Genomic DNA, 24,531 nt, shown 5'->3' on the forward strand with positions numbered 1-24,531 from the left:
GCTGTAAATCTGCGAAACGCTGAAAATTTACGACTGCTAACGCAGCCGGTCGCGGGCAAGCGCGCTCCTACCACGGTTGTTACTCCGGTATACGCAGGGTCTGGCCGGGGTAGATCTTGTTCACGTCCTTGAGCATGGGTTTGTTGGCGTCGAAGATCTTCTGGTACTTGTTCGCGTCACCGTACACACGCTTGGAGATGGCGCTCAGGGTGTCGCCTTTTTCGACGGTGACAAATTTTGCAGCGGCCGCAGTCGGTGCGCCGGCAGCAAGGGTCATCTGGTCGTCGACTTTCTCGACGCCCTCGATATTGCCCAAGGCAAGCACGATCTTTTCCTTTTCTTCCTGGCTGGCCACTTCGCCGGTGACGGTAACGGTACTTCCCTCTACGCTCGTATGAACGTTGGGATTACCCAGGCCCACCTTGGCGATATGATCTTTCAGCTTATCGGCGTGTGCGTCGCCGGGTGTCAGCGCATCGATGATGCTTTCTCCGGCGTCTTTCAGGAAACTGAAAATACTCACTGTGGTTCCTCCTCAAGATACGAAGCATAGGTGCCCCTTCAACCATAGACCGCGACGCCCGGTCCGAGTGCCGGCCCGACAAACGTAGCGCCAGTGCGTAGAATCGACCGACCGCCTGTCCCCCGGAGTGAGCATGGACATCAAGCAATTGAAATTTCTGATCGCCCTCGACGAGACCCGGCATTTCGGCCAGGCGGCGGCGCGTTGCAATATCACCCAGCCGACCCTGTCGATGCGCCTGCGCAGCCTGGAGCAGGAGCTGGGGCTGGAACTGGTCACGCGTGGGCAGCGTTTCGAAGGCTTTACCGCACCGGGTGAGCGGGTGCTGGCCTGGGCGCGTACCGTTGCGGCCGCCTACGAAGGGCTGCAGGCCGAGGCTGCGGCCTGCCGCGGCAATCTGGTAGGCACCTTGCGCCTGGGCGTGGTGCCGCTGTCGAGTTTTGATCCGTTGGCGTTGCTGCAACGCTTGCATCAGGCGCACCCGAACCTGAGCTTCGAATTGTCGTCGCTCAGCTCCGAACAGATCCTGGAACAGTTGGCGAGCAATCGCATCGACCTGGGCGTGTCGTACTTCGAGCGCCTGGACGCCAAGCGCTTCGAAGCCCTGCCCCTGGGCGAGACGCGCATGGGCCTGTTGTATGACCCGCGCCACTTCCAGTTCACCGAGGCGCCGCTGGGCTGGGCCGACCTGATCGAACTGCCGCTGGGCCTGCTGACCGGCAGCATGCATTTTCGCCAGTCCATCGACCACAACTTCCACAGCCGTGGCCTGCAGCCACAACCGCTATTGCAGACCGACGCGGTGCACCAACTGTTGCAGGCCGTCCAGGGCGGCCTGTGCTGCGCCATCATGCCGCTGGAAGGCGGCCTCGACACCCTGAGCGAAACCCTGCGCCTGCACCCCATCGAAGACGCCCGCACCCTGGCCGGGCTGGGGTTGATCATGCGTAACACCGCACCGCGCTCGGCCTTGGCCGAAGTGTGCTTCGAGTTGATGAAGCAATCCCTGGGCCCGCAATGATCGACCTGCTCTATCACGGCATCGGAACTAGCGATTAGACGCACAGCGGCAACCGGCCTAGGCTTACAGCCATCAATCTGCCGGTACTCCAGTCATGCATGCCAAGCGCACGATCAGTACGGCGTCGGCCCTGGAAGCGCCCGCGCCCGGCGCCAGCCAGGCCTATCAGTACGCCGGCCTCGACGGCTCGCCAACAGCCGAAGCCGTCTTGGCCGAAGAAGTCGCCCTGGCCATCGCCTATAACGGCATCAGCCAGGCGGTGATGCTGGTCAGCCCCACCGATCTTGAAGACTTCGTGGTCGGTTTCAGCCTGGGCAGCGGCATCGTGGCCTCGGCCGACGAAATCTACGATTTCACCCTCAGTGGCTGTGGCTCGTCCATGCAGGCCGAAGTCGAGATCGCCAGCCGCGCTTTCTGGGCCCTGAAAGAACACCGTCGCCAGTTGACCGGTACCACCGGCTGCGGCCTGTGCGGTGTGGAGGCAGTCGAGCAGGCCCTGCCGGAGCTTGCCGTATTACCCGGCGCGCCCCTGCCGCCGGCCGCGTGGCTGGACGGCCTGCGCCAGCGCATCGGCGCCTTCCAGCCATTGGGGCAGCACAGCGGTGCGGTGCATGCCGCCTTGTTCATGAATGACCAAGGTGAGTTGCTACTGGGCCGTGAAGACATCGGCCGGCACAACGCCCTGGACAAACTCATCGGCGCGCTGGTCCGGCAGAACATTGCCCTGGACGGCGGCGTGGCCGTCGTCACCAGTCGCTGCAGCCTGGAACTGATCCAGAAGGCCCTGCGCGCCGGCCTCCAGACCCTGGTCAGCCTGTCGTCGCCCACGGTACTGGCCCTGCAATGGGCGCGCAGCCATAACCTCAACCTGATCCACCTGCCGCAGCACAGCGCGCCGCGGGTTTACAGCCCTGCGATGGAGAACCGACCGTGACTCATCATCAAGCCGACAAGACCCCGACCCCGCGCTACAAGCCCTATAAAGGGCCGGCCGGCGGCTGGGGGGCACTGATCAGCGTGACCCAGGCCTGGCTGGGCAGCGACAACGCCCTGAAAAACCTGCGGGCCATGCTCAAGACCAACCAGAACGGCGGCTTCGACTGCCCCGGTTGCGCCTGGGGCGACTCGCCGGAAAGCGGCATGGTCAAGTTCTGTGAAAACGGCGCCAAGGCGGTCAACTGGGAGGCCACCAAGCGCCGCGTCGACGCCGCGTTCTTTGCCCGCCATAGCGTCAGCCAGTTGCTGGAGCAGAGCGACTACTGGCTCGAATACCAGGGCCGCCTGACCGAGCCGATGGTCTATGACCCGCAGAGCGACCGCTACAAGCCCATCGCCTGGGATGATGCCTTTGCGCTGATTGCCCGGCACCTCAATGCCCTGCCTGACCCGAACATGGCCGAGTTCTACACCTCGGGCCGGGCCAGCAACGAAGCGGCGTACCTGTACCAGTTGTTCGTACGCGCCTTTGGCACCAACAACTTCCCTGACTGCTCGAACATGTGCCACGAGGCCAGCGGCGTGGCCTTGTCGCAGAGTGTGGGGGTCGGCAAGGGCACGGTGACGTTCGATGACTTCGAACACGCCGATGCGATTTTCGTGCTGGGCCAGAACCCCGGCACCAACCACCCGCGCATGCTCGATCCGCTGCGCGATGCGGTCAAGCGCGGTGCCCAGGTGGTGTGCGTCAACCCGCTCAAGGAGCGCGGCCTGGAACGCTTCCAGCACCCGCAGCACCCGCTGGAAATGCTCACCAACAGCGACAAGCCGACCAACACCGCCTACCTGCGCCCGGCACTGGGCGGCGACATGGCACTGCTGCGCGGCATGGCCAAGTTCCTGTTGCAGTGGGAGCGCGAAGCCCAGGCCAGCAACAGCGAGCCGGTGTTCGACCACACATTTCTCAACGAGCACACCCATGGCCTGCTCGACTACCTGGCGGTGGTCGACGACACGCCGTGGAGCGTCCTGGTCGAACAGTCCGGCCTGCCGATGGAAGACATCGAGCGCGCCGCGCGCATGTACGCCAAGGGCAAGAACGTCATCATGTGCTGGGCGATGGGCATTACCCAGCACCGCCACTCGGTGGCAACCATCCAGGAAATCGCCAGCCTGATGCTGCTGCGCGGCAATATCGGCAGGCCAGGCGCCGGACTGTGCCCGGTGCGTGGCCACAGCAACGTGCAGGGCGACCGTACCATGGGCATCAACGAGCGCCCGCCGGCGTTCCTGCTCGACGCCCTGGAACAGCGCTTCGGCTTCAAGGTGCCGCGCGTCAACGGCCATAATGTGGTCGAGGCCATCCATGCCATGGCCGAGGGCCGGGCCAGGGTGTTCATCGCCCTGGGCGGCAACTTCGCCCAGGCCACCCCCGACAGCCCACGCACCGCCGCCGCCTTGCAGAACTGCGACCTGACCGTGCAGATCAGCACCAAGCTCAACCGCAGTCATCTGTTTCATGGCAAGCAGGCCCTGATCCTGCCGTGCCTGGGTCGTACCGACATCGACCTGCAGGCCGACGGCCCGCAAGCGGTGACGGTGGAAGACTCGTTCAGCATGGTCCACGCCTCCAATGGCCAGTTGCAGCCCTTGTCGAAGCAGATGCGCTCGGAGCCTGCGATCCTGGCCGGCATCGCCAACGCCACGCTGGGCAAGCAACCGGTGGACTGGCTATGGCTGGTCGAGGACTACCGCCGCATTCGCGACCTGATTGCCGACACCCTGCCCGGCTTCAAGGACTTCAACGAGCGGCTCAAGCACCCGGGTGGCTTCTACCTGGGCAACGCGGCCGGTGCCCGGCACTGGAACACCGCCACGGCCCGCGCCAACTTCAAGCCCAACCCGCTGCCCGGCAGCCTGATCGACGAGCGTGTGCATGCCACCGGCCAGGTGCCGGACCTGATCCTGCAATCGATGCGTTCGCACGATCAGTACAACACCACCATCTACGGGCTCGATGACCGCTATCGCGGGGTCAAGGGCCAGCGCGACGTGGTATTCGTCAACGAGGCGGACATCGTTCGCCTGGGGTTCCAGCCCGGGCAGAAGGTCGACCTGATCTCGATCTGGGGCGATGCGCACGAGCGGCGCGTCAAGGGCTTCACCTTGCTGGCCTTCGACATTCCTGCCGGCCAGGCGGCGGCCTACTACCCGGAGGTCAACCCGCTGGTACCGCTGGAGAGCGTCGGCGACGGCAGCCATACGCCAACGTCGAAGTTCGTGGCCATCCGCCTGGAACGCTCGGGCGCGTCGGCACGGATTGTCTGATCGCGGTCCAATAGCGGCCTGCAAAAAACGCCTGCAAAAACAGGCGTTTTTTATGCGCTGAATTATTTCCCAAGCGGCTGTAACAAACTGTTACCTTTCAAGCTGCAGACACAAAAAAGGCCTGTTTTTTAAAGAAACAGGCCGTGATCAAGTGAGCTATGACTGTTAAAAAACAATTAAGTTCCCTAGCAAAAACAGTAACTTAGCGCTTTGTGCGGCAATCGTGTTATTCGTCGGATTTGCATTGCATGAAGCATTTGTTAATTGCAGGATCGCCTCGTCATCAATCCGAGATTCCTTTATGAAACTCTCCTCGATTCTGTTGTTGTCTCTTTCTCTCGTGACCGGTTCCGCCCTGGCGGGCGGTAACCTGGAAGCGGGCGTTGGTGGTGCATTGGGCGGGGTACTGGGTTCGGTCGTCGGTCAGCAGATCGGCGGCAGCACAGGTTCGGCCATCGGCGCCGGTCTGGGCGGCGCAGCCGGTGGTGCGGTCGGTGCCGATCGCCGTAACCGTACTGAAGCAGCCATCGGTGGCGGCCTGGGCGCAGCGGGCGGCAACGTCGTCGGCCGCAGCGTCGGCGGCAACACCGGCAGCCTGATCGGCGCAGCCGCCGGCGGCGGTGCCGGTGGTGCGCTGGGTAACTACATGGGCAACGAAAGCCGCGACGACGACCGTCGCTACCGTGGCGGCAATGACCGTCGTGAGTACCGTGGCGGCCGCGGCAACCGTGGCAATCATTACGGTCACCGCAAGCACGATCGCCATTGGCGTCATCGTTAAGCCCGGACGCACAACCTGCTGCATAAAGCCCACTGGCCGCTCTCGAGCGGCCAGTCTGGTTTCAGGGCAACGCTTTCAGGACAACGCTTGCAACGCCTCGCGCAAGGCTTCGGGCAGTGGCGCCGGCTGCTGTGACACACGGTCCACGAACACATGTACGAATCGCCCGGCCGCGCAGGGTTCTGGCTCACCGACCCTGAACACCGCCACGTCGTATTGCACTGAACTGCCGCCAAAACGCGCCACGCGCAGCCCCACTTCGATCAGTTCGGGGTAGGCGATGGACGCGAAATAGTCACAGGACGAACTCACCACCAGCCCTGCCACCGGGCCGTCGTGAATATCCAGCGCGCCGCGCTCGATCAGCCAGGCATTGATGGCGCTGTCGAAAAAACCGTAATAGGTGACGTTATTGATGTGGCCGTAGATATCGTTGTCCTGCCAGCGCGTGGTGATGGGCTGGAAGTGACGATAGTGATGGCGTGCTGGAATCTCTTCAGACATGGTCCGGGCTCATGAAGACGGCGAAACGGCTGACTACGGTACAGGGACAGAGCGTGTTTGCCGACCGCCCGGGAGTTCATGTATAGCCAAAGGCTTACACGCAATAGAGCAACATTGCCCTTTGCACACCCTGCGCATAAGCCTATATTTGGATCCAACCACTGGTGAGCAGGAAGCCCGCCAGGATCAAGGATGATCGACCATGCCCGGATGCTCCTGACAGGATGTTGGAATGGTCTTGGAACAAGAACCCGCCTCGGCGGGTTTTTTATTGCCTGTGAAAAAGCAAATGCGAATCAGGCCGATCAGCATGTATAGCCAAAGGCTTACACGCATTTAGGATAATCGCTCTTTGAAGCCCGTCCGGATACGCATATATTGGATCCAATCCACTGACAAGCAGGACGCGGGTCAGGATCAAGGATGATCAACCATTGCCTGGACGCTGCTGACAGGGAGTTGGAATGGTTTTGGACAACAAACCCGCCTCGGCGGGTTTTTTATTGCCTGCGGTAAAGTCAGTGTTCGCGACCGTTGGTCGCTCCTACAATTGCTGCAACACGTGCCGGGCATGGCCGGCATTGATGTAGGTCTGCACCAGTTCGGCCAGCTCATCGATCTGGAGCGTCTTGCCATCACGGCAGAATTTTTCCAGCTTCAGGGTTACCAATCGTTGCTTGCGGTCAACCTTGGCCCCGGGCTGGAAATACCCACGCCGGGTGATCTCGGGCAAGGGCACCTGTTCTTCCAGGATAAAGCTCAGTTGGGTGCCCTGATGAATCTCCAGATTGAAGAGCGCAATGTCCCAGATCGGCACCGGTGTCTTGATATTGGCAAACACCAGGTGATCGGGTGTCAATGACAGTGCAGTCTGGTCGGCGCGGCGGATCAGGCGCACGGACGAAGGCAGCAAGGAGGCCCCGACCCCGGTGGCGATGAAGCCGACGATCAGCAGCACTTCCTTGGCGTCCGAGGTTTCCTGCGGCAGAAACAGCGGCGCCAGCAGCGCCACCAGGCCGGCCCCGGTCATCAGGCCGAACAACACGGTCGTCACCCAGCCGTGGATCCTCGCGCCTTCGTGCAAATGCACCTCGCCTTCGACCCGACCGGCCGTGTCGCGCAGTTGCTGGACCAGCTCGGCATCCTGAACGGCGTAATAGTCGAGAAAGTCCTGGCCCAGGCGCGCGCACAACCCTGGCGCATCACTGAAATACCCGTGCAGGACGTGCCCGGCCTGCACGGCATCCACAGGCCGCACCCCGCGGCTGATGGCCACCTCGGTCTCGACCTGCAAGGCCACCAGGCGCTCGCCGTTACAAGGGTGGGTGTCGGAAGGGTGCGGCAGTTGCACCGTCAGGTAGTCGTCGGGCAACACCAGCGCCTGTTGCGCCAGCTCGTTGAACAGGCTGGCCGGCAGGTCGACCTCCCGGGGCTGTTCGGGATCGGCGGCCATCGCCGGGACCATGCGCGCCTCCAGCCCCTGGACGAGCAATGGCTCGATGGCGCTGATTCTGACCAGCGCCGAGGCGGCGGCCAGTTGCCCGCCCAGTTGCGCACCGGCCGCATCGGCGGCCAGCTCGCGCTGGCGGCTCCAGTGGCTCACCGAGTGGTCGAACGACGCCAGGAAATGCAGCCCCAGCATGAAGGACGGCTGCATGATCAAGCGTTGCAGCAGCCCGCCTTCGACCAGGATATCGACCATCACCGTCATGCTGCGGCCAATGCCGTCGTAGATCGGCAGAAAGCGCAGGCTGTACTCGGTGTCTTCACCGGCGAAATGCGCCAGCTCATGACCAATCACCGCACTGACCTCAGCGCTGTCGAGCACCCCCAGGTAGGTGATGGGCACATGCAGCGTGCGCCCGGACAAGCTCGTGCCGCACGGCTGCAGTTGAACATCACTGGAGGTGACGTAAAAGCCTTCGCTGAGACCGACGACGATATGCTGCGGCGCCAGCGCGCCCAGGCGCTCGGCCAGGGTGTCGACGAACGCCCACAGGCCCGGGGCCTGCTCGCGACCCACGGCCTGCCCCAGTACCGGCAAGGGCGCCGGCTCGAACATGTGCAGGATGACACGCAGTTGCCGGATGGCGCGCCACAGCATGTACACACACAGCAGCCCGAATGCCCCGACCACGATCATGACACTGAACCGCACTTGCGACAGCTGGCCGTCAGGCCACAGGCTCAGGCCTTCGAACCCCATGATGCCCACCACGGCGGCGCTCATGGCCAGGACATGGCCCATCAGCACGTACGGCAGCCGTTGGCTGACCCAGGTAAAGGTCTGCAGCAGACGCTCACGCGAGTGCGCGGCCCGCGCCGCCGCCCGCGATACCCCCAGCAACCCGATCAAGCCGATCAGCGCCGCCAGCAGGCTGGTCACCATGACCATGATGGCCAGCCCATGCCGGGCCCTGTCGATCGACAGCTGCGTCTCCAGGTGCGTACTGACCCGCGCCTGGCGCTTCAAGGCCTCAGGGATCGAGATGCGCTGGGAGCCGACGTCGAGCGTCGCGGTGCTGGAGCGTGCCTGCATGGCAATGAGCGCCGGACGCAGTGTGGTCATTTCGGCCAGCCGCCTTTCGTGTTCAGCGTCGCTCGACAGGCTGCGCTGCAGCTCCCAGCCGCCCAGCAGCACCAGGCACAAGGGCAGCAGGACCAGAACAGCAATCAGCTTCAGGTTCTTCATGGGCTTCACTTGAAAAGCGGCATGAGCCGCACAGGGGCGATGGCCCGTTCATGGAATACAGCGGTTACTTTTTCTGTTTGCGCGCCAGGGTCCGTTGCTCGCGCACCTGCACCATGGCGGCCAGCATGGCCCGGTAGCGGGAGCTGTTGAGTACCAGTAAGGTCAGCAGCGGCAGCAGCACGCCAACGATGTACATTGCCTGCGGCACGCCCCGGTGGCCCCAGTTGAAGGCGACCACCAGCAAGCACACCACCATCGCCGCCACCACCGGCCACACGCCCCAGGGGCGTCCGCGAATGACCAGGAAATTGGCCGAGCACAAGTAGACCGCCAGGCCCAGGTTGGCCATGACCAGGTGCTGTGCGTAGTCGGCCTGTGCCGAAGGGTACAGCGCGAACAGCAGGATCAGGGACACTGACAAGGCAAACAGCGCCAGGAAGAAGGCGCTGATGAACACGGGAAAATGCCGGCGCAGGATCGTCAGAAAGTCCGTGTCCTGCCTCACTCGCCCAGCTCCTCATACAGGCCGATCGCATAGCTTTGCACGATGCCGCTGCCGGCCAGTCCGGAGCCAATGCTCAGTGCGTCCTTGATCGTCACGGCAAACTTCGCCGAGATTTCGGTGGCGCCATAGCGCTTGGGCATGGCGCCGGCCTCTTGCAGCGCCTTGCGCAACTTGGGCGTCAAGGTCGGGTTCTCGATTTGCAGCAGCTCATCGGTCAGACGCTTGCGCTCCTGCCGGTTGAGATTCTTCAGGCTCTGGAACCAGCTACGCCCGGTCATGGCCTTGCGCGCATTGAGCAGCTTGGCAACGGTCAGTCCTGCCGCACCCACGCCCGCCAGGGCCACGATATCCAGCGCCTGCGAGATGCCCTGGTACCACTCGTTGCTGTCGAGCGCGTCGTTGTTGGCCGGGCTGAGCACTTCATTGCCAACCCGTGCAAGGCCGATGCCACACTGCGCAGTACTGGCCGCCGTGGCGGCCAGCCCCAGCGAGGTGATCACCAGGCTCGCACCGCCGGTAAACGGCACGATGGCCGTACCACCGATGACCGCGATCCAGCCCAGTACGGCGCCGGTGCAGGCCATCGTGGCATTGAAACCCTCGTATAGCAGCCGCGATTCGCGCGGGTTGCTCTGCACATGCTGGGCAAACTGCTGCGGCGAAATATTGCGCTGCGCCTCGCGCACGATGATGCGCTTGGGCTTGAGACTGCACAGCGGGGTGAATTCGCGCAGCGTCACGACATTGAAATCGGCATCGATGTACACCACCCCGGCGCCGACGATTGCAGGGTCGGCGTCAATGGCGGCGAACAGCTTGCGGGTATTGATCCTGGCCTCGATCCGTTGCCGGGCCATTACTTGCGAAGGGCTGTTACGCAGCCCGATCATGACTTCAGACATGGGTCTTCCTTGAAACGATAAAAACAGACGCCCTGGTAGGAGCGCGCTTGCCGGAATGCCGGATCACCGCGGCCGAGTGCGAAGCGCTCGCAAAATCTCGGAAACGCTGAAAATCTACGACTGCTAACGCAGCCGGTCGCGGGCAGAGCGCGCTCCTACAGGCGCCTATCCGGATCAGGCGTGAGCCCGGATCAGGCGTCAGCCCGATCGGACATCAGCCTGGATCAGATCACGCCGGGCAAGGCACCGGTGCCCAGTCGCCCACGTCGGGGTTCTTGCACATGCTGTTGACCTGGGTCTGACCGGCAGCGGCGACCTGCTTGCCTTGCTCCTGCTTGTCCTTGGCGTCGCGCAGGGACTTCTCGGTGCTGACCGCTTCTCTTGGCACAACAGGCAGCTTGCCGCCGGATTTCGGGTTCTTGACCGGCGGTTTCTTGCCGCCGTTGCTCGAGGTGGTCACCACTTTCGGCTCTTCGGCTGCGGCCACGACCACGACGTCGTTACGCTTGACGCCCACTTGCTGCAGGTCGGCCTCGTAGGCCTGGGTGTAGTTGCTCAGGTCTTCGCTGGCGCGGCCGTTGACGGCGGCGATCAGGTCGTTGGACTCCTTCAGGCCGGCCACGATTTCCGCAAGGCGCTTGCGGCCTTCGGTTTCGTTGATGGTGTTGGCCTTGCGACCCGACACCAGGCTGGTGAACTCGCGCTGGTAGCACGATTGCGAGGCCTGGGCGTAGGCGGTGCTGCGGTCGATGTCGGCCGAGCTCTTGCTGAAGTCGGTGGCGTAGGAGGCAATGCGCTGATTGTCATCGGCGATCTGCTTCTGGCGCTCGGTGTAGTAACCGGCCGCACCGCCTACCAGAGCGCCGCCGGCCGCACCGATGGCGGCATTGCGGCCGCGATTTTCCTTGTTGCCGGTCAGCACACCGGTCAGCGCACCGCCGACAGCGCCGATCGCAGCACCGGTGACCACCGACTTGGTCATGTCCGAGTCGGTCTGGCGCAGGTGCTGCACCGGCTCGTAGCAGCTCGGGTAGTACTCGACCTTGGTGGTCGCGCCAACCTTGGACACCGGGGAGCTGGCGCAACCGGTCAGCAGGACAGCGCTGAATCCGGCCGTGGCCATCATCAGGGTGCGGCTTTTCACGAAGCTTGCGAGGGGGTTGCGGGACAGGGACATGACGGCTTCTCTTCTTGAGGTTTCAACCAACCCGGTACGGCCCCATGCCGTCCGGATTTCTTGCGTTGCCTGCTTGCAACGGACAGTCACTGAGTGCTGACCGATGCAAGCAATTGCTTGAGGATCAAGGCCGGGTCGGCGCGCTTGTTCTGGCGGTACTCGCCGACATGACGCACGAACAGCGTGGCGCGGTTCATCAGGCTCTTGCCGATGACCGGCTTGCGATTGAGCTCTTCCTTGACCCGCTGAAACTGGGCCTGGATCACCGCATCGGTGTAGCGCGTGCCGGTGGCCAGGTTGTCGATGTAGATCGCCACCGCGCCGTCCAGCGCGCTGCGACCGTTGGCAATGGCCGCGTCGAACATCGCGGCGCTGGCCTGGTCCTTGGCGTCAGCCGCCTGCTTCTGGCTTTTCTGCAGGTTGGTCAGGCGGATGTTGTAGTTATTGATGGTCTCGGCCACCAGGGCCGCCGACTGGATCAGGTTGCCGGCGGCTTCTTCGCGTTGCATCGCGATCAGCGCCACGTTGCGCTTGAGCTCTTCGTTGACCAGCCCCAGCTCGGCTTGCAGGCGCGGGTCGGCGGTGGTGCCGATCAGGGTGTCCAGGCGCTGGGTCGGGTCATTGACGGCGGCGATATCGTCGGTCAGCGAGGCCAGCCGACCGTCCTTCTGCCATTGCTCGAACAGCTCCTTGTAGCGCGAGCGCGGCGCCGACAAGGCGCCCAGTGCAACCCGAAAGCCGGTGGTCTCGTTGCGCTGCTCGGTGCCGTCGGCGGCGAACAGCGGGTACTCGCGGCGCATGCCGGTGAACAGCGTGCCCTCGCCTTCCAGGTAGTTGCCGCCCTTGGCCACAAAACCGCCGTAGGTGCCCTGGCGGCGCCCGGCGTGCACCAGCTGGAACGACTCCTGGACCATCTCGGCGGCGTTGCCGATCACATCGAACAGGCCGATCGGGTTGGGTTGTTTAGTACCGACGGGCATCAGCCGCGCCGCCTGGCCGGTGCCACCGGCCACCTGGTTGTACACCGCCCAGTCGGCCAGCGGGCCATCGCCCTCCTGGCCTTCCTGGCGGCGCGGGAACAACCGGCCCTCCAGGTCCTGGCGACTGACCGCCTGGGCGCCACGGGCGGCGAACTCCCACTCCACTTCCGTGGGCAGGCGCACAAAGCCGATGCCGCCGTCGTCGTCACTCTTGCCCCGGCCGCTGACCGGCAGCAGGTCACGGTGGTTTTTCATCAGCCAGGCGCTGTACACCGCGGCAAAGCGCTCGGCCTCGAAGCGCGACAGGCTGACCTGGGGCAGACGCCCGGCCATGCCCTCGACCGCCTCGCAAGCCGGGGCCGGTTCGCCGCTGGCCAGTGATTGCGCCTGGGCCATGACCTGGCTGTACTGGCGCTGGGTCACTTCATATTTGCCAATGAAATACATCATCGGCTTGAGCGGCGTGCCGGCCTCGGCCTTGGGCAGCATCGGGCCGATGCTTTTGCGCCAGTCGGCCGACAGGTCCTGCAAGGTGAACTGGCCATTGATGAAGTCGCGCCGGTAGCCGGAGATGAACGACTGCTTGTAGCCGGCCTCACCCTCGTTGAACGGGTAGCCCAGGCTGATCTCGCGGTCGTCCAGGCTACCTTCGGCGAGGATGTACACATAGCGCATGACCATCTCGCCACCGCACGGCAGCGGCAGGCTGACGTCATCGGGCAAGGGCTTGGGGTTATCCAGCTTGTTCGGGACTTCTTCGGCCTGCACGGCTGTCGCCGCCAGGCACAACGCCGCGACCGCCAGTGCCTGTGAGGCCCTGCGCAACTCAAACATCTCTGATTCCTTCCGAAGCTTCGATCCGTGATACGCGCCAGCCGCCCAGCAGCGCCGCAACGGCGCTGATGCCGAGCACTGCCACCAGTGCCACCAGGTAATGGCGAGGCAACAGCTGACTGGCATACTCGCCAGACACCTGAACGAATAAACGGTTCAGCCCCAGCTCTGCAATTGCATATAAAAGTGCGCCAATTGCGGCGGCCATCACACCGCTGTACAACGCCTGCAGCACCACGAAGGCCAGCAAGGCCCCCGTGCCAAACCCCAGCAAACGCAATACCGACAGCTCGCGGCGCTTGCGTTCGATGGTCGCCAGGGTGCCGGCGACGATGGCCGCACAGCCGCCGCCCATGGCCAGGGCGGCAATCACCCAGAACACAATCGACAGGTTGCGGCTCAGCGACTGCACCTGGGCGATGGCCTGGGCCTGGGTCGACACCAGCAAGCCGGCGTCGGCAAAATGCCGGCGCAGGGTTTCGACATCGTTCAGGCTGCGGGCATACAGGCGAAACGCCGGGTAGATACGCGCCACGTCGCTACGAGGCTCGCCCGGCCAGCCCAACGCCGGCACCGCGCGCCCGTCACGGTAATCCTCGGCCGCCTGCAATAGCGCCAGGTCGGCAAACAGGGCATCGCGCTGGAACGCTTCAAGCGGCAGCACGGCCATGACGTTGACCTGCACCCGGCGCGATTCGACCCTTCCGGCCACCTGGCGGGTGAAGACTGCATCGAGCCAGTCACCGGTCTGGGCCTTGAGCTTTTCAGCGGCGGTCTTGCTCAGCAGCACGCTGTCCAGGCCCCGCGGCGGCATGATCGGGCCCAGCAGCGGGTCGCCCTCGGCGCTGGGGATCATCTCGACGTTCAGCGCTGCCTGCCCGGGCAGGCTCACGTCTGCCGTGGCGGCGATCTGCCGGGTGCGTGGCACCACGAAGGCGACGTCCGCGCGCATCCCCAGCGCCGTGATCGCCTCGCCGTTGAAGCGCCCGCCGCCCAGCGGAATGATTTCGCGCACCGCCGGGTCCTGTTCCAGGCGCTCGGTCAGGCTGCCGATCAGGCCGAACTTGAGCCCGAACAGCACCAGCAGCGGCGCGATCACCGCCACCAGCGCCAGCACACTGCAGGCCGACAAGCGCCGGTCGGCACGGTAATCCTGCCAGGCCAGGCTGGCCACCAGCATCAGGTGGGTGGCCGGCTTCATGCGCGCACCTCGCCCAGGGTCGCGGTCACGCCGCCATCGGCGTCGCGCCGGCAACTGATGCGCAGCACGCTCAAGCCGGCCTGGCGCGCCAGGCCTTCGTCATGGGTGGCGATGATGCAGCAGGCGCGCTGCTTGTGCGCCTGCTTGAGCAGCAGTTGCATGACCCGTCCGGCATTGAGCGGGTCCAGCGCGGCCGTGGGTTCGTCGGCCAGCAGCAATTGCGGGCCATGCGCCAGGGCGCGGGCGCAACTGACCCGCTGGCGCTGACCCACCGACAGGGCGCCGGGCTTCTTGCGCAACTGATCGGCGATTTCCAGTTGCTCGGCCAGGTGCTCGACACTGCCGTCGTTGCCCAACCCGAGCAGGCGCCGTGACAGCTCGATATTGCCGCGCACATCGAGAAAGCCCAGCAACCCGCCGGTCTGCAGCACATAGCCCAGGTGCCGGCTACGCAGTGCGGCCAGTTGGGTCTGCTGGCCTTCGCGCCACAGGCCCTTGATGTCGAACTCGCCTTGCGGCGTGGAAAAATCGAAGCGCTGGGCGTGATCCGGCGCCAGCACCAGCGCCAGCAGGTCAAGCAAGGTGCTCTTGCCGCAGCCGCTGGGGCCGACCAGCGCACAGTGCTGGCCGCCTTGCAGTTCCAGGCGCGGGACCTCCAGGCTGTAGCGCTGGGCACCGACGCCACGGGTCTTGCGCACGTCGCGCAGGCTGAGCATCACGGCAGCGTCGACAGGGGCACGCGGTACAGCGCGTCCCCCGGCTCCGCATCGCCGAACCGGACCCAGTTGGCCAGGTCGTTGTGGAAGGTCTCGTACAGGCGGATCTTCGATTCCAGCTCGTCGATGAAGTCTTCCTGCTCGGCCACGCTCAGCGACAGCCACAGGTCCTGGGTCATGTTCAGCGACTTGCTGCGGTACGGCAGGCCTTCGAGGTACTCACCCAGCACCCCGCCACGGGCCAGGTTGGCCCCCGAGCGCAGGGCTTGCGGGTCGCGGCTCATATAGGCGCTGGCGCTGGCGATTTCCTGGAAGAAATCCTTGGGCGAACTCTGGGTCTTGCGCGCCGCATCGACGATCAGCTTCAGCGACTGTTGCAGGTCGTTGAGCTGCAGCTTGGTGAGCATCACGCAGACCTGGAAGGCTGGCAGCGCCGGGTTGGTCAGGTCGCGGTCGGCGGCCCAGGCGCTGACCAGCTGCGGCGCCTGGCTGGCCTGCTTGCGGCCGAGAAAGTCCATGTGCATGGCGTAGCCGACGGCGGCGGATTTTTCGCCCAGGCTTGGCGCCTTGGCCAGCAGCGGCACGGCCTGCGGCTGGTTGCTGCGCACCTGGTGCACCAGGTCGGCGAACACCGTGCCGATCTCGTCGACCCGCTGGCCGAACTGCGCCACGTCACCGCCGGCCACCGGCACGTACAGGTCACCGATGCGCGGGTTGGCGTCGGCGGTCAGCACCCGGTATTGCTGCTCGGCCGAGTCGTGGTTTTTCTTGCCGGCGTCGGTGCGCAGGTGCAAGGCGTAGATCTTGATCTGCTTGCCCAGCGCGGCCTGGCGCACTTCGGCTTCGTTCATCTGCGTGCTGCTCAGCGGGTCGCTCTTGCGCAGGGCACCGGCGTCGCTGACCAGCAGGATCAGGCGCCCGCCGTAGCCGGACCAGTCCATGCCGTCGACGGCCTGCATGATACCGGCGAAGGCGTCTTCGTTGAACGAGTGGCTGGACACCGAGGTGGCCTTGACCTGTTGCGCCAGTTGCATGAAGCGCTGCGGGTCGCTGCCCTGCTCCAAAGTAACCAGCGTCTTGGCCAGGTACTGCAGGCCCGGCGTCTTGGTGGTGTTGTTGCGAAAGCCCACCAGGCCGAAGCTGACGCTGTCGAGCTCGCCGCGCTGGGCGATCTTGCTCTGCAACTGATGCACCACCTCGCGCACCTGATCGATGTAGGGCTGCATCGACACCGAGGTGTCGACCACCAGCACCACGGCGGTGCGAAAGGCCTTGGCCTGGGCCTGGGTTTGCGCCTGGGCCTGAGCGGCCTGAGTCTGGCCTTGGGCCTGGTTCGCCGCGCTGGCACCCAGGGCACCGGCCAGGTTCAGGTCGTTTCCGGCGGCCTGGCGACCGGGGTCGATGGACGCCACGTTGAGCATCTGCATCGGCTGGCCGTCTTCGTCGAAGCCTTCTTTGGCCTCGAAGATCGGCAGCAGGTAGAACTGCTCCTGCGGCACCGCACTGGCGGTCGGTTCCAGGGCCAGCACCTGGCTGTTGTCCTGAGGGTCGTTCTGCGCCTGCATCAGCAATTTGCGCGCGGTGATCGGGCTGGCGATCAGATTTTCCAGTTGCTTGGCGTCGCGCACGAACATCACCGGCGAACGGCCAGAGCGTTCGGTGAACTTGAGCACCAGGCTCTGCTTCCAGTCGCTGACCTGCGCGGCCGGCAACCAGCCCTCGCTGCGCCCGTCACTGCCGGCGCCGACCCGCAGCCACTGGCCGCCGGCCGCGTCGCGGCGCTCATAGACATACAGCACCGAAAACGCCGGCAGCACTTGCCCTCCGGCACCGCCTGGCTCGGCGGCCAGTTGCGCGTCGGGCTTGCTCAGCACGCGTTGGTACAGGGTCTTCTTGCCGGCCATCAGCAAGGGTCGACCGCTGTCGCCGGGGACTTGCGCAGCCGCTGTGGTGGGGGCCGTGGCAGTGGCTGGCGTAGTGGGCGTCGAGGCCGGCACCGGGGCCGTGCCGCCCTGGGCCGGTGTGTCGGCGCTCGTGGCGTAGTCAACGTTCGAGGGCGGCTGCGCCGCCGGCTGCGGCTGGCCCACGCCCAGCCACAGGTAGCCGCCAATGCCGATGCCCAGCGCGGCGGCCACCGCCACGGCCAGCAGGGCCTTGGCCGGGCCACGGCGGTTCGGTGATGGCGATGGCTGCGGCGACGAGCCGGGCTTGGGCGGTGGCGGGGCCTGGGGCTTGTCCGGGCCTGGCGCGGGTTGCGGCGGCGATGACGGCCCGGAGTGCGGCTTGTCCAGGCTCAACGGCGCCTGACCCGGAATATCGATGGACACCGGCGTCAGGCCGGCCAGGTCGTCGCCGGGGGCCGGCAGCGGCTTGATCGCCTGTGGGTCGGGCAAGGGCCGGAACTGCGTGCGCTCGCTGTCGCGGACGGGGTCGGCCTGGGCCAGTTCATCAAGGGCGGCGACCAGCGCCTGGGCCGTGGCAAAGCGGTCGGCCGGGTCCTTGGCCAGCAGGCGGCTGAGGATGTCCTGGTAACGGTCATGCTGCAGCGGCAGCTCCGGCAGCGGCTCGGTCAGGTGTGCCAGGGCAGTGGACAGCGCGTCGGGGCCGCTGTACGGCAGGCGTCCGACCAGGATTTCGTAGAGCACCACGCCCAGCGCGTAGAGGTCGGCGCGACCGTCGATGTCCTGGCCACGCGCCTGCTCCGGGCTCATGTAACTCGGCGTGCCGATGGCAAAGCCGGCCTGGGTGAACTGGGTGCGGTCGTCCATCGACTTGGCAATGCCGAAGTCCGAGAGCACGGCGGTGCCGTCGGCCCGGAACAGGATGTTGGCCGGCTTGACGTCGCGGTGCACCAGGCCCTGGGCATGGGCGTAGCCGAGCGCAGCGGCGATCTGGCGGATATAGACCAGGCCGTATTCGGCTGCCAGCCCGGCGCCGATGCGCTCCTTGAGCGTGCCGCTGGGCAGGTATTCCATCGCCATGTAATACAGCGGGCCGACATTGCCGATGTCATGGATGGTCGCGATGTGCGGGTGCGACAGCCGCGCCAGGGTGCGGCCTTCGCGCAGGAAGCGCTCGCAGAAGCTGGGGTCTTCGGCCAGGCTGGCAGCCATGACCTTGAGCGCGACCTTGCGCTCCAGCGAACGCTGGGTGGCCAGGTACACCGTGGCCATGGCGCCTTCGCCAATTTCACCGTCGATGTCGAATCCAGGAATCTGCATGTCCATAACGGCTCTCAACTGGCCTTGACGACGATGGCGGTGATGTTGTCCGGCGCACCACGGGTCAACCCCAGGTGCACCAGGCTGCGAACCACTTCATAAGGGTTGGGGTGCGCGAGGACGTCACGGATCTCGTGGTCCTCGGCGGTCTTGTTCAGGCCATCGCTGCACAGCAGGAAGGTATCGCCGGGCAGGATGTCCAGCGTCACCCGCGACAGCGCCAGACGCGCCTCGACACCGATGGCGCGGGTGACGATATTGGCCCGCGGGTGCACCCGCGCCTGGGCCTCGTTGAGCAGGCCGCTGTCGATCAGTTCCTGCACGTAGCTGTGATCGCTCGACAAGCCTTGCAGCACGCCGTCGCGCAGGCGGTACAGGCGGCTGTCGCCGGCCCACACGCACTCGCCCTGATCCTCGCGCACAGCCAGCACCACCACCGTGCTGCCCATCATCGACAGTCCCCGGCGTGCAGTTTCCTGGCGTACCTCGGCATTGAGGTCCTGCAGGCGCTGCACCAGCGCCTCGCCGTAGATCGTCAGGTCCGCCAAAGGCGGCACCCCGCGCAGGGCATCAACGATCAGGCTGCTGACATAGTCGCCGGCCGCGTGCCCGCCCATACCGTCGGCCACCACCCACAGGCCGCGTTCGGACAGCGCCAGGCAGGCGTCTTCGTTCAATTGGCGAACCATGCCGGTGTGGCTGTAGCTGGCCGATTGGAAAGTCAGTGCCATCAGGCCTGGCCCTCCTGACCGACGCTGTCGAGCCCCAGCAAGGCCCGGGCAAAGTCGGCGGCCGCCGGCAACCCGTGGCAGCGCCACAGACCAGGCTCAATGTGCTCGCCACCGCGGCCCCACCACAGACTGGCGCCCACGCAGCCCTGCTCGGCCAGTGCGGCCAGGCGCATCGGCGCGGTGGTGGCGGCCAGGCGTTGCAGGTCGCCCTGCACCTCGGTAGCCGCCACGGCATCGAACGCCGGCACCGGCACGGCTTGCAGGCCGGCCTCGAAGGCTTCAAAGCGATTGTCCGGTGTCAGGCTGTCGAGCATCAGCGCCTCGACCTGTTCGAACCAGTCGTCCACCGCCAGCCAGGCATTCATCGGTTGCGACTCATCCAGTACTACGGCCACGGTCAGCGGAAAGTACCGCCCGACCCGGTCGATGCTCGGCATCAGCACCCCGGCCACGGCCTGCGGCCCGCACACCCCTGGCGCCAGCACGAAGCGCCACAGCGGGCTGACCAGGTAGGCCTGCAACCAGTCGTTGCCCAGTTGCTGCTGGCTGGCCAGCAGGCCGGCGGCCAGCCACCGGTCCCAGGGCTGGATGAACGATTGCGGCAAGTCGCGGCTGACAAAGTCGCCGCGGCTGGCCAGTTTTCCGTAGAACCCGGCGTAGGTCATAACCGCTCCGGCAGGCTGAAACCGCTCAGGACACGGCTTTTGAAAGGGTTGAAGGCGCTGTTGGCGCGCAACTCGTAGGCAATGCTGGCGCCGTCGACGCGCAGGCGCAGGTTGAAGCGGTCAGGGCCGTTGCCGCCGGTCAGGTCCGATTGCTCCAGCAGGCGGAACCACGCCCACGGGCCGTCCAGGGTGACGCCGGAGCGGCCGCTGGCCGAGGGCGGGCTGATCGACAGGCGCACCACGCCGATGCTGCCGGGGTTGGGCCATTGCATGGCCACCGGGCGGCTGGGGCCGTGGTCGTAGCTGATCTGCTGGCCGTCGAGGTCGAGCAGGAACTGGGTGATCGAGGCGTCCATCGCCACCGGCTTGAGCTCGAAACGCACCACCGGCTGAGTGCCGCCGGCACGGAAGAACGCATCACGGATCACGCTGGCGCGCTGGAAGGTCTGCAGCACGCCGCTGTTGATGCCCAGCTTCTGCGCCGCACCCGGCTGCCAGCGCCACGGGTTGGTCGAGGTGTCGACGTAGGGTTGCAGGTACTTGCGGAAGTAATTGTCCATCACCCCGCCGACGCCGAAGAACATGCCGAAGTCATCCAGCGTGGCGTCGCGGCTGCTGCCGGGCGACATCGGGTAGCGGCCGCTGAGCGACTGGCGATAGACGTTCAGCACCTCGCTGGTCCAGGCCGCGTTCAACTGGTTGCGCACCCCGCCCATCATGGTGTTGGTGGTGGAGTTGACTACCGACTTGACCAGCCCGCGCACCAGCGCCGGCTGGCGTTCGGCACTGAGGTTGACGCGGTTGGCCGCGGCGGTGGTCTGGTTCTTGGCCTCGCCCAAGAGCGCATCGCCGCTGGCGCCGACCATGGCGCTGACCTGCACGTACAAGGCATTCATGTCAGCCAGCAAGGCGTCGATGCCGGCGGGTTGATTGTTGTCGGCGCCCTGCCCGACCAGCCGGCGCAGCTCGGCAAAGTGCGCGCTGACCGGGTCGTCGGTGGTTGCCGGGGTCGGCGCCGCGCCGCTCTGTTGTTCCTGGCCGAGCAAGGAACCCAGGCGTTGCTTGAGCTGGTCGACGCCGTCGTCGGCTTTCTTGCCCTGGGCATTGAGCAAGCGTTGTTCTTCTTGCAGGTCCGTCTGTTTCGCCACCTCGACCAGCAGTTTTTTCAGCGGCGAGTCCGGGCCGGAAATCACCCGCAGCACGTCGGCCGCCTGGGCCACGCTGGTGATGGGCACAAAGTCGATGTCAGCCAGCAGCGCGTCCCATTCGCGGACAAAATCCTGGAAGTACAGGCGCCGTACTTCACCGGCCAGGCTGGCAACGTCCAGCGCCGCGCCAGGCACGCTGCCCTGCCCGCCGCCCAGCACCCATTGCTCTTCGGCCAGGGTGCCGGCCTGGCTCAGGCTGTTGCGCAGGAAACCTTCGCGGTAGCCCTTGGCGGTGAACAGGCCATTCAGCGGTTCGCCCAGCGGCTTGCCGCTCTTGCGGCTGAACACCAGCGCGGCATCGCGCCCGGCCGCTTCGTTGAGGCGAAAATCCGGCACGCCGGCTGGCAGCTTCTGGCGCTTGACCCGGTCATAGACGCGCTGGGCCATCGGCAACTGCTGCAACTGGCGGCGCAGGTCGTCGATCAGCGGCTGGTCCAGCCGCGCCTTGGGCGGATGACGCTCGAACAGCGCCTGCAAGTGGCCGTCCAGGGCCTGGCGCTGCTGCGCCGGCAAGTCGCGCGGCAGGCTGCGTTCCCAGTCCAGGGCAATCCAGGCCTTGATGAAGTCGGCGTCGTAGTGCTCCTGGTCGGCAAGCATCAGGTAGGCCTTCAGGCCTTCGTACAGGTAGTCCGACGAGCCACCGGAACGCAATTGCTCTTCGATGCGGCTGACCAGGCGTGGCGCGAACACCGCGATCAACAGCTTGCGGTAGACGCTGCCGGACTCGGCTTCGAGCATGTCGCCCTGGTACAGCCCCAGGCCCTCGGACCAGTCCGGTGCGTCACCGGCCAGGTTGCGCACCGCATCGAGCAGCGGCAGCACCGCCAGCACGTCGCGCTGTGCGGGGCTGAGGTTCTGCACTTGCGGGCCCAGGGGGGCGACCTTGCCGTCGACCTGAGCGATGTAGTTCTGGTTGGCGCGGTAGCTGACCCACCACAGCGAGGCCACGGTCAGCACCACCGCCACGGTGGCGGCCAGCACGCCGCGGGCGATCCAGCGCCGTCGGCGCTCGACCTTGGGGTCGGCGCTCATCAGGCCCTGCTCGGCAAAGGCCACGTCGGTAAACAGCTTTTCGATGAAGTAGCTGCGCCCGGTGCCGTTCTGCCGCGCCAGGTGCTGGCGGTCCAGGCTCATGCTCTGCGCCATGACCCCGATCAGGCGGTCGATAGGGCTGCCTTCCTGGGTGCCGCTGGTGAAATACACGCCGCGCAGCAGGGGCCGTTCTTCGTACGGGTTGGGCTTGAACACGCCTTCGAGAAAGCCTTGCAGCGCCTGGCGCAGGGCGGCGAACTGCTGCGAGAAACCATAGATCAGGTCGCGACGGGCCGGGTCGCGCTCCTGTTGCAGGCGCTCGACCAGCCGCTCGTTGAGGCGTTGCTCCAGCGCCGCGAACTCGGCCGGGAAATCCTGCAGGGGACCGGCGGCCTGCTTGCCGTCGTCCAGGGCGAAGGTGGTGCCCCACACCTGGGCGCGCTCTTCCTTGCTCAAGGCATCGAAGAACTCCATGAAGCCGGGCAGCAGGTCGAGCTTGGTGAGCATCAGGTAGATCGGAAAGCGCACGCCCAACTGGTCATGCAGCTCCTGCACCCGGCTGCGGATCGCCACCGCATGGGCGGCGCGCTCTTCGTCGCTGCCCAGCAGCAGGTCCGACAGGCTGATGGCGATGAACGCGCCGTCGATGGGCCGGCGCGGCCGCTGGGTCTTGAGCAAATCGAGAAAGCCCAGCCAGGCGGCCTTGTCGACCTGCGCATGGCTGTCTTGCGTGGTGTAGCGCCCGGCGGTGTCGAGCAGCACGGCCTGGTCGGTGAACCACCAGTCGCAGTTGCGCGTACCGCCCACGCCACGGATGGCCCCGCTGCCCATTTGCGCGGCCAGCGGAAAGTCCAGCCCCGAGTTGACCAGCGCAGTGGTCTTGCCGGAACCGGGCGGGCCGATGATCACGTACCACGGCAGCTCGTACAGGTTGCGCCGCTGATCACCGCCCAGCCGGGCCTTTTTCAGCAGGGCCAGGGCCTCGTCCATGCGCTGGCGCAGGGTGGCCAGTTCTTCGGCGGTGGCCACGCTGGCCGCGTCCGGTTCAGTCTCGGCGGCCAGGCCTTCGATGACCCGCGCCGCCTGGCGCCGGGCCTGGATGATGCGAAACACCCGCCAGCCGATCCACACCGCCCACAGCAGGCCGATAATCAGCCAGCGCCGGCCTTCGGGCACCAGCGCATCGAGCAGCGGACCGACAAACCAGATGATCAGGCTCAGGGCGAGCAGCCCCAGCACCGGGATCACCCAGCGAATGACAAACCCCAGAAACGCCTTCACTCCACGCCCTCCGCCAATACCGTGATTTCAACCCGGCGATTCTTCGCGCGCCCTTCGCTGGTGGCGTTGGGGGCCAGAGGCTCGGTGTCGCTGCGCCCTTCGGCGGTGAAGCGTTGTGGTTGCCCGGTGCGCGCCGCCAGGATCTGCAACACCTGTTCGGCCCGGGCCTGGGACAAGGCCCAGTTGGACGGAAAGCGCAACGTGGCGATGGGCCGGTTGTCGCTGTGGCCGGTGATGCGCACCTCACCCTTGACCTTGCCCAGCGCCTCGGCGATGCGCAGCATCAGCGGCTGGTAGGCGTCGACCACAGTGGCGCTGCCGGAGGCAAACAGCTCGTCGCCGCGAATGGTCACCACCGAGCGGTCTACCGCGTCTTGCACGGCGACCTTGCCGGCGCGGATCTCGTCGGACAAAAATCCTGCCAGGCGCGGACGCTCAACCAGCTTGGGCTGCACCACCGGCCGGTCGATGGCCTGCACCGGGATCTCGCCCAACAGATGAATACGCTTGAACACCGGCTCGGCCTCGGCGGCCAGTTGCAGGCGCAGGATGAACAGCAACAGCAGCAACAGCGCGATACCGATGGCCACGCCGACCCAGGGCGGCATGAACTGCGCCAGGCGGTCGCGGGCCATCAGCAGGCCGCGCCAGCGCGGCGACAGCCCCTGCTCGCGCTCGCCACGGGCGCTGCGAATCGCCGCGCTGGTGCGCTCACGCAGGGCGTCGAGCTGGCTGCGGCCGTTGTTCATGACCCGGTAGCGGCCTTCGAAGCCCAGGCTCATGCACAGGTACAACAGTTCCAGCAGGTACAGGCGCTCACGCGGGGTTTGCAGGCAGTGCTCCAGCAGCTGGAAGCACTTTTCGCCGCCCCAGGCTTCGTTGTGCACGGTGATCAGCAGGCTTTGCTGGGTCCACTCGCTGCTGCTGCCCCACGGCGTGCTCATCACTGCTTCATCGAGCGCGGTGCACAGCACGTAGCGCGCCAGCAGCACGTCATTGCGCGCCACACCGGCCGCCTCGGCACGCTCTTCGAACTGGCGCAGCTGCGCCAGCAACTGGGCGCGCAGGCTGGCCGGCGCCGGGTGGGCGATGGTGTTGCGCAGGCGGGTCAGCAAGGCCAGCAGGGGGCCGGCGGCCGCCTCCAGCGGGTTCAGGCCTTGGGCCTGGCCGGGCGTCAGCGCCGGGCCTTGCGGCTCGGGTTCGCGCGCAGCCGGCGCGGCCTCGCCGGTACTGGCCGGGCGGCCACCGGGGCGCGGCATGAATTGAGTACGGTCATCGGTGGGGTGCATGCCG

The 24,531-nt window shown here is 65.8% G+C and carries 18 protein-coding genes; 4 read left to right on the top strand and 14 right to left on the bottom strand.

Translation table 11 applies throughout. The features are described from left to right. Nucleotides 1-79 precede the first annotated feature (79 nt). Nucleotides 80-523: a peptidoglycan-binding protein LysM gene (gene lysM / locus DGA31_RS20705; protein ID WP_109513813.1), complete on the bottom strand. Its 444-nt coding sequence runs from the start codon at nt 521-523 to the stop codon at nt 80-82. A 133-nt stretch (nt 524-656) separates the two neighbouring features. Here lysM and DGA31_RS20710 point away from each other — a divergent pair, with 133 nt between their 5' ends. The 4 genes from DGA31_RS20710 (at nt 657) to DGA31_RS20725 (ending at nt 5,589) form a co-directional block, all read left to right on the top strand. Next, on the top strand, nt 657-1,544 hold the full coding sequence (locus DGA31_RS20710; RefSeq protein ID WP_056842071.1) for a LysR family transcriptional regulator: 888 nt from the start codon (nt 657-659) through the stop codon (nt 1,542-1,544). Nucleotides 1,545-1,638: 94 nt separating this feature from the next. Further along, nucleotides 1,639-2,478: a formate dehydrogenase accessory sulfurtransferase FdhD gene (fdhD, locus tag DGA31_RS20715; RefSeq protein ID WP_109513814.1), complete on the top strand. Its 840-nt coding sequence runs from the start codon at nt 1,639-1,641 to the stop codon at nt 2,476-2,478. Continuing rightward, on the top strand, nt 2,475-4,808 hold the full coding sequence (locus tag DGA31_RS20720; RefSeq protein ID WP_056842069.1) for an FdhF/YdeP family oxidoreductase: 2,334 nt from the start codon (nt 2,475-2,477) through the stop codon (nt 4,806-4,808). The genes fdhD and DGA31_RS20720 overlap by 4 nt, the downstream gene beginning before the upstream one ends. A 301-nt stretch (nt 4,809-5,109) precedes the next feature. Further along, entirely contained in the window at nt 5,110-5,589 is a 480-nt protein-coding gene (locus DGA31_RS20725) for a glycine zipper domain-containing protein (RefSeq protein ID WP_109513815.1), read from the top strand. A 75-nt stretch (nt 5,590-5,664) separates the two neighbouring features. Here the strand turns inward: DGA31_RS20725 and DGA31_RS20730 are convergent, their stop codons facing one another. The 13 genes from DGA31_RS20730 to DGA31_RS20790 all read right to left on the bottom strand — a co-directional run bounded on the left by DGA31_RS20730 (nt 5,665) and on the right by DGA31_RS20790 (nt 24,527). Continuing rightward, entirely contained in the window at nt 5,665-6,093 is a 429-nt protein-coding gene (locus DGA31_RS20730; RefSeq protein ID WP_056842067.1) for an acyl-CoA thioesterase, read from the bottom strand. Nucleotides 6,094-6,637: 544 nt separating this feature from the next. Then, nucleotides 6,638-8,785 carry a M48 family metallopeptidase gene (locus tag DGA31_RS20735; RefSeq protein ID WP_109513816.1) on the bottom strand — a complete coding sequence of 716 codons (2,148 nt, stop codon included), beginning with the start codon at nt 8,783-8,785 and terminating at the stop codon, nt 6,638-6,640. A 64-nt stretch (nt 8,786-8,849) separates the two neighbouring features. Continuing rightward, nucleotides 8,850-9,290, bottom strand: a complete 441-nt coding sequence (locus DGA31_RS20740; protein ID WP_109513817.1) for a hypothetical protein — start codon at nt 9,288-9,290, stop codon at nt 8,850-8,852. After that, nucleotides 9,287-10,192, bottom strand: a complete 906-nt coding sequence (locus DGA31_RS20745; RefSeq protein ID WP_109513818.1) for an Ssp4 family T6SS effector — start codon at nt 10,190-10,192, stop codon at nt 9,287-9,289. The genes DGA31_RS20740 and DGA31_RS20745 overlap by 4 nt, the downstream gene beginning before the upstream one ends. Nucleotides 10,193-10,421: 229 nt before the next feature. Next, nucleotides 10,422-11,369, bottom strand: a complete 948-nt coding sequence (gene tagQ / locus DGA31_RS20750; RefSeq protein WP_056842063.1) for a type VI secretion system-associated lipoprotein TagQ — start codon at nt 11,367-11,369, stop codon at nt 10,422-10,424. 86 nt (nt 11,370-11,455) lie between these two features. Further along, entirely contained in the window at nt 11,456-13,183 is a 1,728-nt protein-coding gene (locus DGA31_RS20755) for a formylglycine-generating enzyme family protein (protein ID WP_056842062.1), read from the bottom strand. Then, nucleotides 13,176-14,384: an ABC transporter permease gene (locus DGA31_RS20760; protein ID WP_056842061.1), complete on the bottom strand. Its 1,209-nt coding sequence runs from the start codon at nt 14,382-14,384 to the stop codon at nt 13,176-13,178. The genes DGA31_RS20755 and DGA31_RS20760 overlap by 8 nt, the downstream gene beginning before the upstream one ends. Next, complete coding sequence (locus tag DGA31_RS20765; RefSeq protein WP_109513819.1) at nt 14,381-15,100, bottom strand: ABC transporter ATP-binding protein; 720 nt, start codon at nt 15,098-15,100, stop codon at nt 14,381-14,383. The genes DGA31_RS20760 and DGA31_RS20765 overlap by 4 nt, the downstream gene beginning before the upstream one ends. After that, on the bottom strand, nt 15,100-18,327 hold the full coding sequence (locus DGA31_RS20770) for a serine/threonine-protein kinase (RefSeq protein WP_109513820.1): 3,228 nt from the start codon (nt 18,325-18,327) through the stop codon (nt 15,100-15,102). The genes DGA31_RS20765 and DGA31_RS20770 overlap by 1 nt, the downstream gene beginning before the upstream one ends. Before the next feature lie 8 nt (nt 18,328-18,335). Continuing rightward, nucleotides 18,336-19,052: a PP2C family protein-serine/threonine phosphatase gene (locus DGA31_RS20775; RefSeq protein ID WP_109513821.1), complete on the bottom strand. Its 717-nt coding sequence runs from the start codon at nt 19,050-19,052 to the stop codon at nt 18,336-18,338. Then, complete coding sequence (tagF, locus tag DGA31_RS20780; RefSeq protein WP_109513822.1) at nt 19,052-19,717, bottom strand: type VI secretion system-associated protein TagF; 666 nt, start codon at nt 19,715-19,717, stop codon at nt 19,052-19,054. Before tagF ends, DGA31_RS20775 begins: the two co-directional genes overlap by 1 nt. Continuing rightward, entirely contained in the window at nt 19,714-23,238 is a 3,525-nt protein-coding gene (gene tssM / locus DGA31_RS20785) for a type VI secretion system membrane subunit TssM (RefSeq protein ID WP_056842056.1), read from the bottom strand. The genes tagF and tssM overlap by 4 nt, the downstream gene beginning before the upstream one ends. Then, nucleotides 23,235-24,527 carry a DotU family type VI secretion system protein gene (locus DGA31_RS20790; RefSeq protein ID WP_056842055.1) on the bottom strand — a complete coding sequence of 431 codons (1,293 nt, stop codon included), beginning with the start codon at nt 24,525-24,527 and terminating at the stop codon, nt 23,235-23,237. The genes tssM and DGA31_RS20790 overlap by 4 nt, the downstream gene beginning before the upstream one ends. Between the last annotated feature and the right edge of the window lie 4 nt (nt 24,528-24,531).

The sequence above is a fragment of the Pseudomonas ovata genome, assembly GCF_003131185.1.
Taxonomy (GTDB): Bacteria; Pseudomonadota; Gammaproteobacteria; order Pseudomonadales; family Pseudomonadaceae; genus Aquipseudomonas; species Aquipseudomonas ovata.

Coding starts and splice junctions, on each gene's coding strand:
- DGA31_RS20710 (WP_056842071.1), top strand. CDS start 657: ATGGACATCAAGCAATTGAAATTTCTGATCGCCCTCGACGAGACCCGG.
- fdhD (WP_109513814.1), top strand. CDS start 1,639: ATGCATGCCAAGCGCACGATCAGTACGGCGTCGGCCCTGGAAGCGCCC.
- DGA31_RS20725 (WP_109513815.1), top strand. CDS start 5,110: ATGAAACTCTCCTCGATTCTGTTGTTGTCTCTTTCTCTCGTGACCGGT.
- DGA31_RS20730 (WP_056842067.1), bottom strand. CDS start 6,093: ATGTCTGAAGAGATTCCAGCACGCCATCACTATCGTCACTTCCAGCCC.
- DGA31_RS20735 (WP_109513816.1), bottom strand. CDS start 8,785: ATGAAGAACCTGAAGCTGATTGCTGTTCTGGTCCTGCTGCCCTTGTGC.
- DGA31_RS20745 (WP_109513818.1), bottom strand. CDS start 10,192: ATGTCTGAAGTCATGATCGGGCTGCGTAACAGCCCTTCGCAAGTAATG.
- tagQ (WP_056842063.1), bottom strand. CDS start 11,369: ATGTCCCTGTCCCGCAACCCCCTCGCAAGCTTCGTGAAAAGCCGCACC.
- DGA31_RS20755 (WP_056842062.1), bottom strand. CDS start 13,183: ATGTTTGAGTTGCGCAGGGCCTCACAGGCACTGGCGGTCGCGGCGTTG.
- DGA31_RS20760 (WP_056842061.1), bottom strand. CDS start 14,384: ATGAAGCCGGCCACCCACCTGATGCTGGTGGCCAGCCTGGCCTGGCAG.
- DGA31_RS20765 (WP_109513819.1), bottom strand. CDS start 15,100: ATGCTCAGCCTGCGCGACGTGCGCAAGACCCGTGGCGTCGGTGCCCAG.
- DGA31_RS20770 (WP_109513820.1), bottom strand. CDS start 18,327: ATGGACATGCAGATTCCTGGATTCGACATCGACGGTGAAATTGGCGAA.
- DGA31_RS20775 (WP_109513821.1), bottom strand. CDS start 19,052: ATGGCACTGACTTTCCAATCGGCCAGCTACAGCCACACCGGCATGGTT.
- tagF (WP_109513822.1), bottom strand. CDS start 19,717: ATGACCTACGCCGGGTTCTACGGAAAACTGGCCAGCCGCGGCGACTTT.
- DGA31_RS20790 (WP_056842055.1), bottom strand. CDS start 24,527: ATGCACCCCACCGATGACCGTACTCAATTCATGCCGCGCCCCGGTGGC.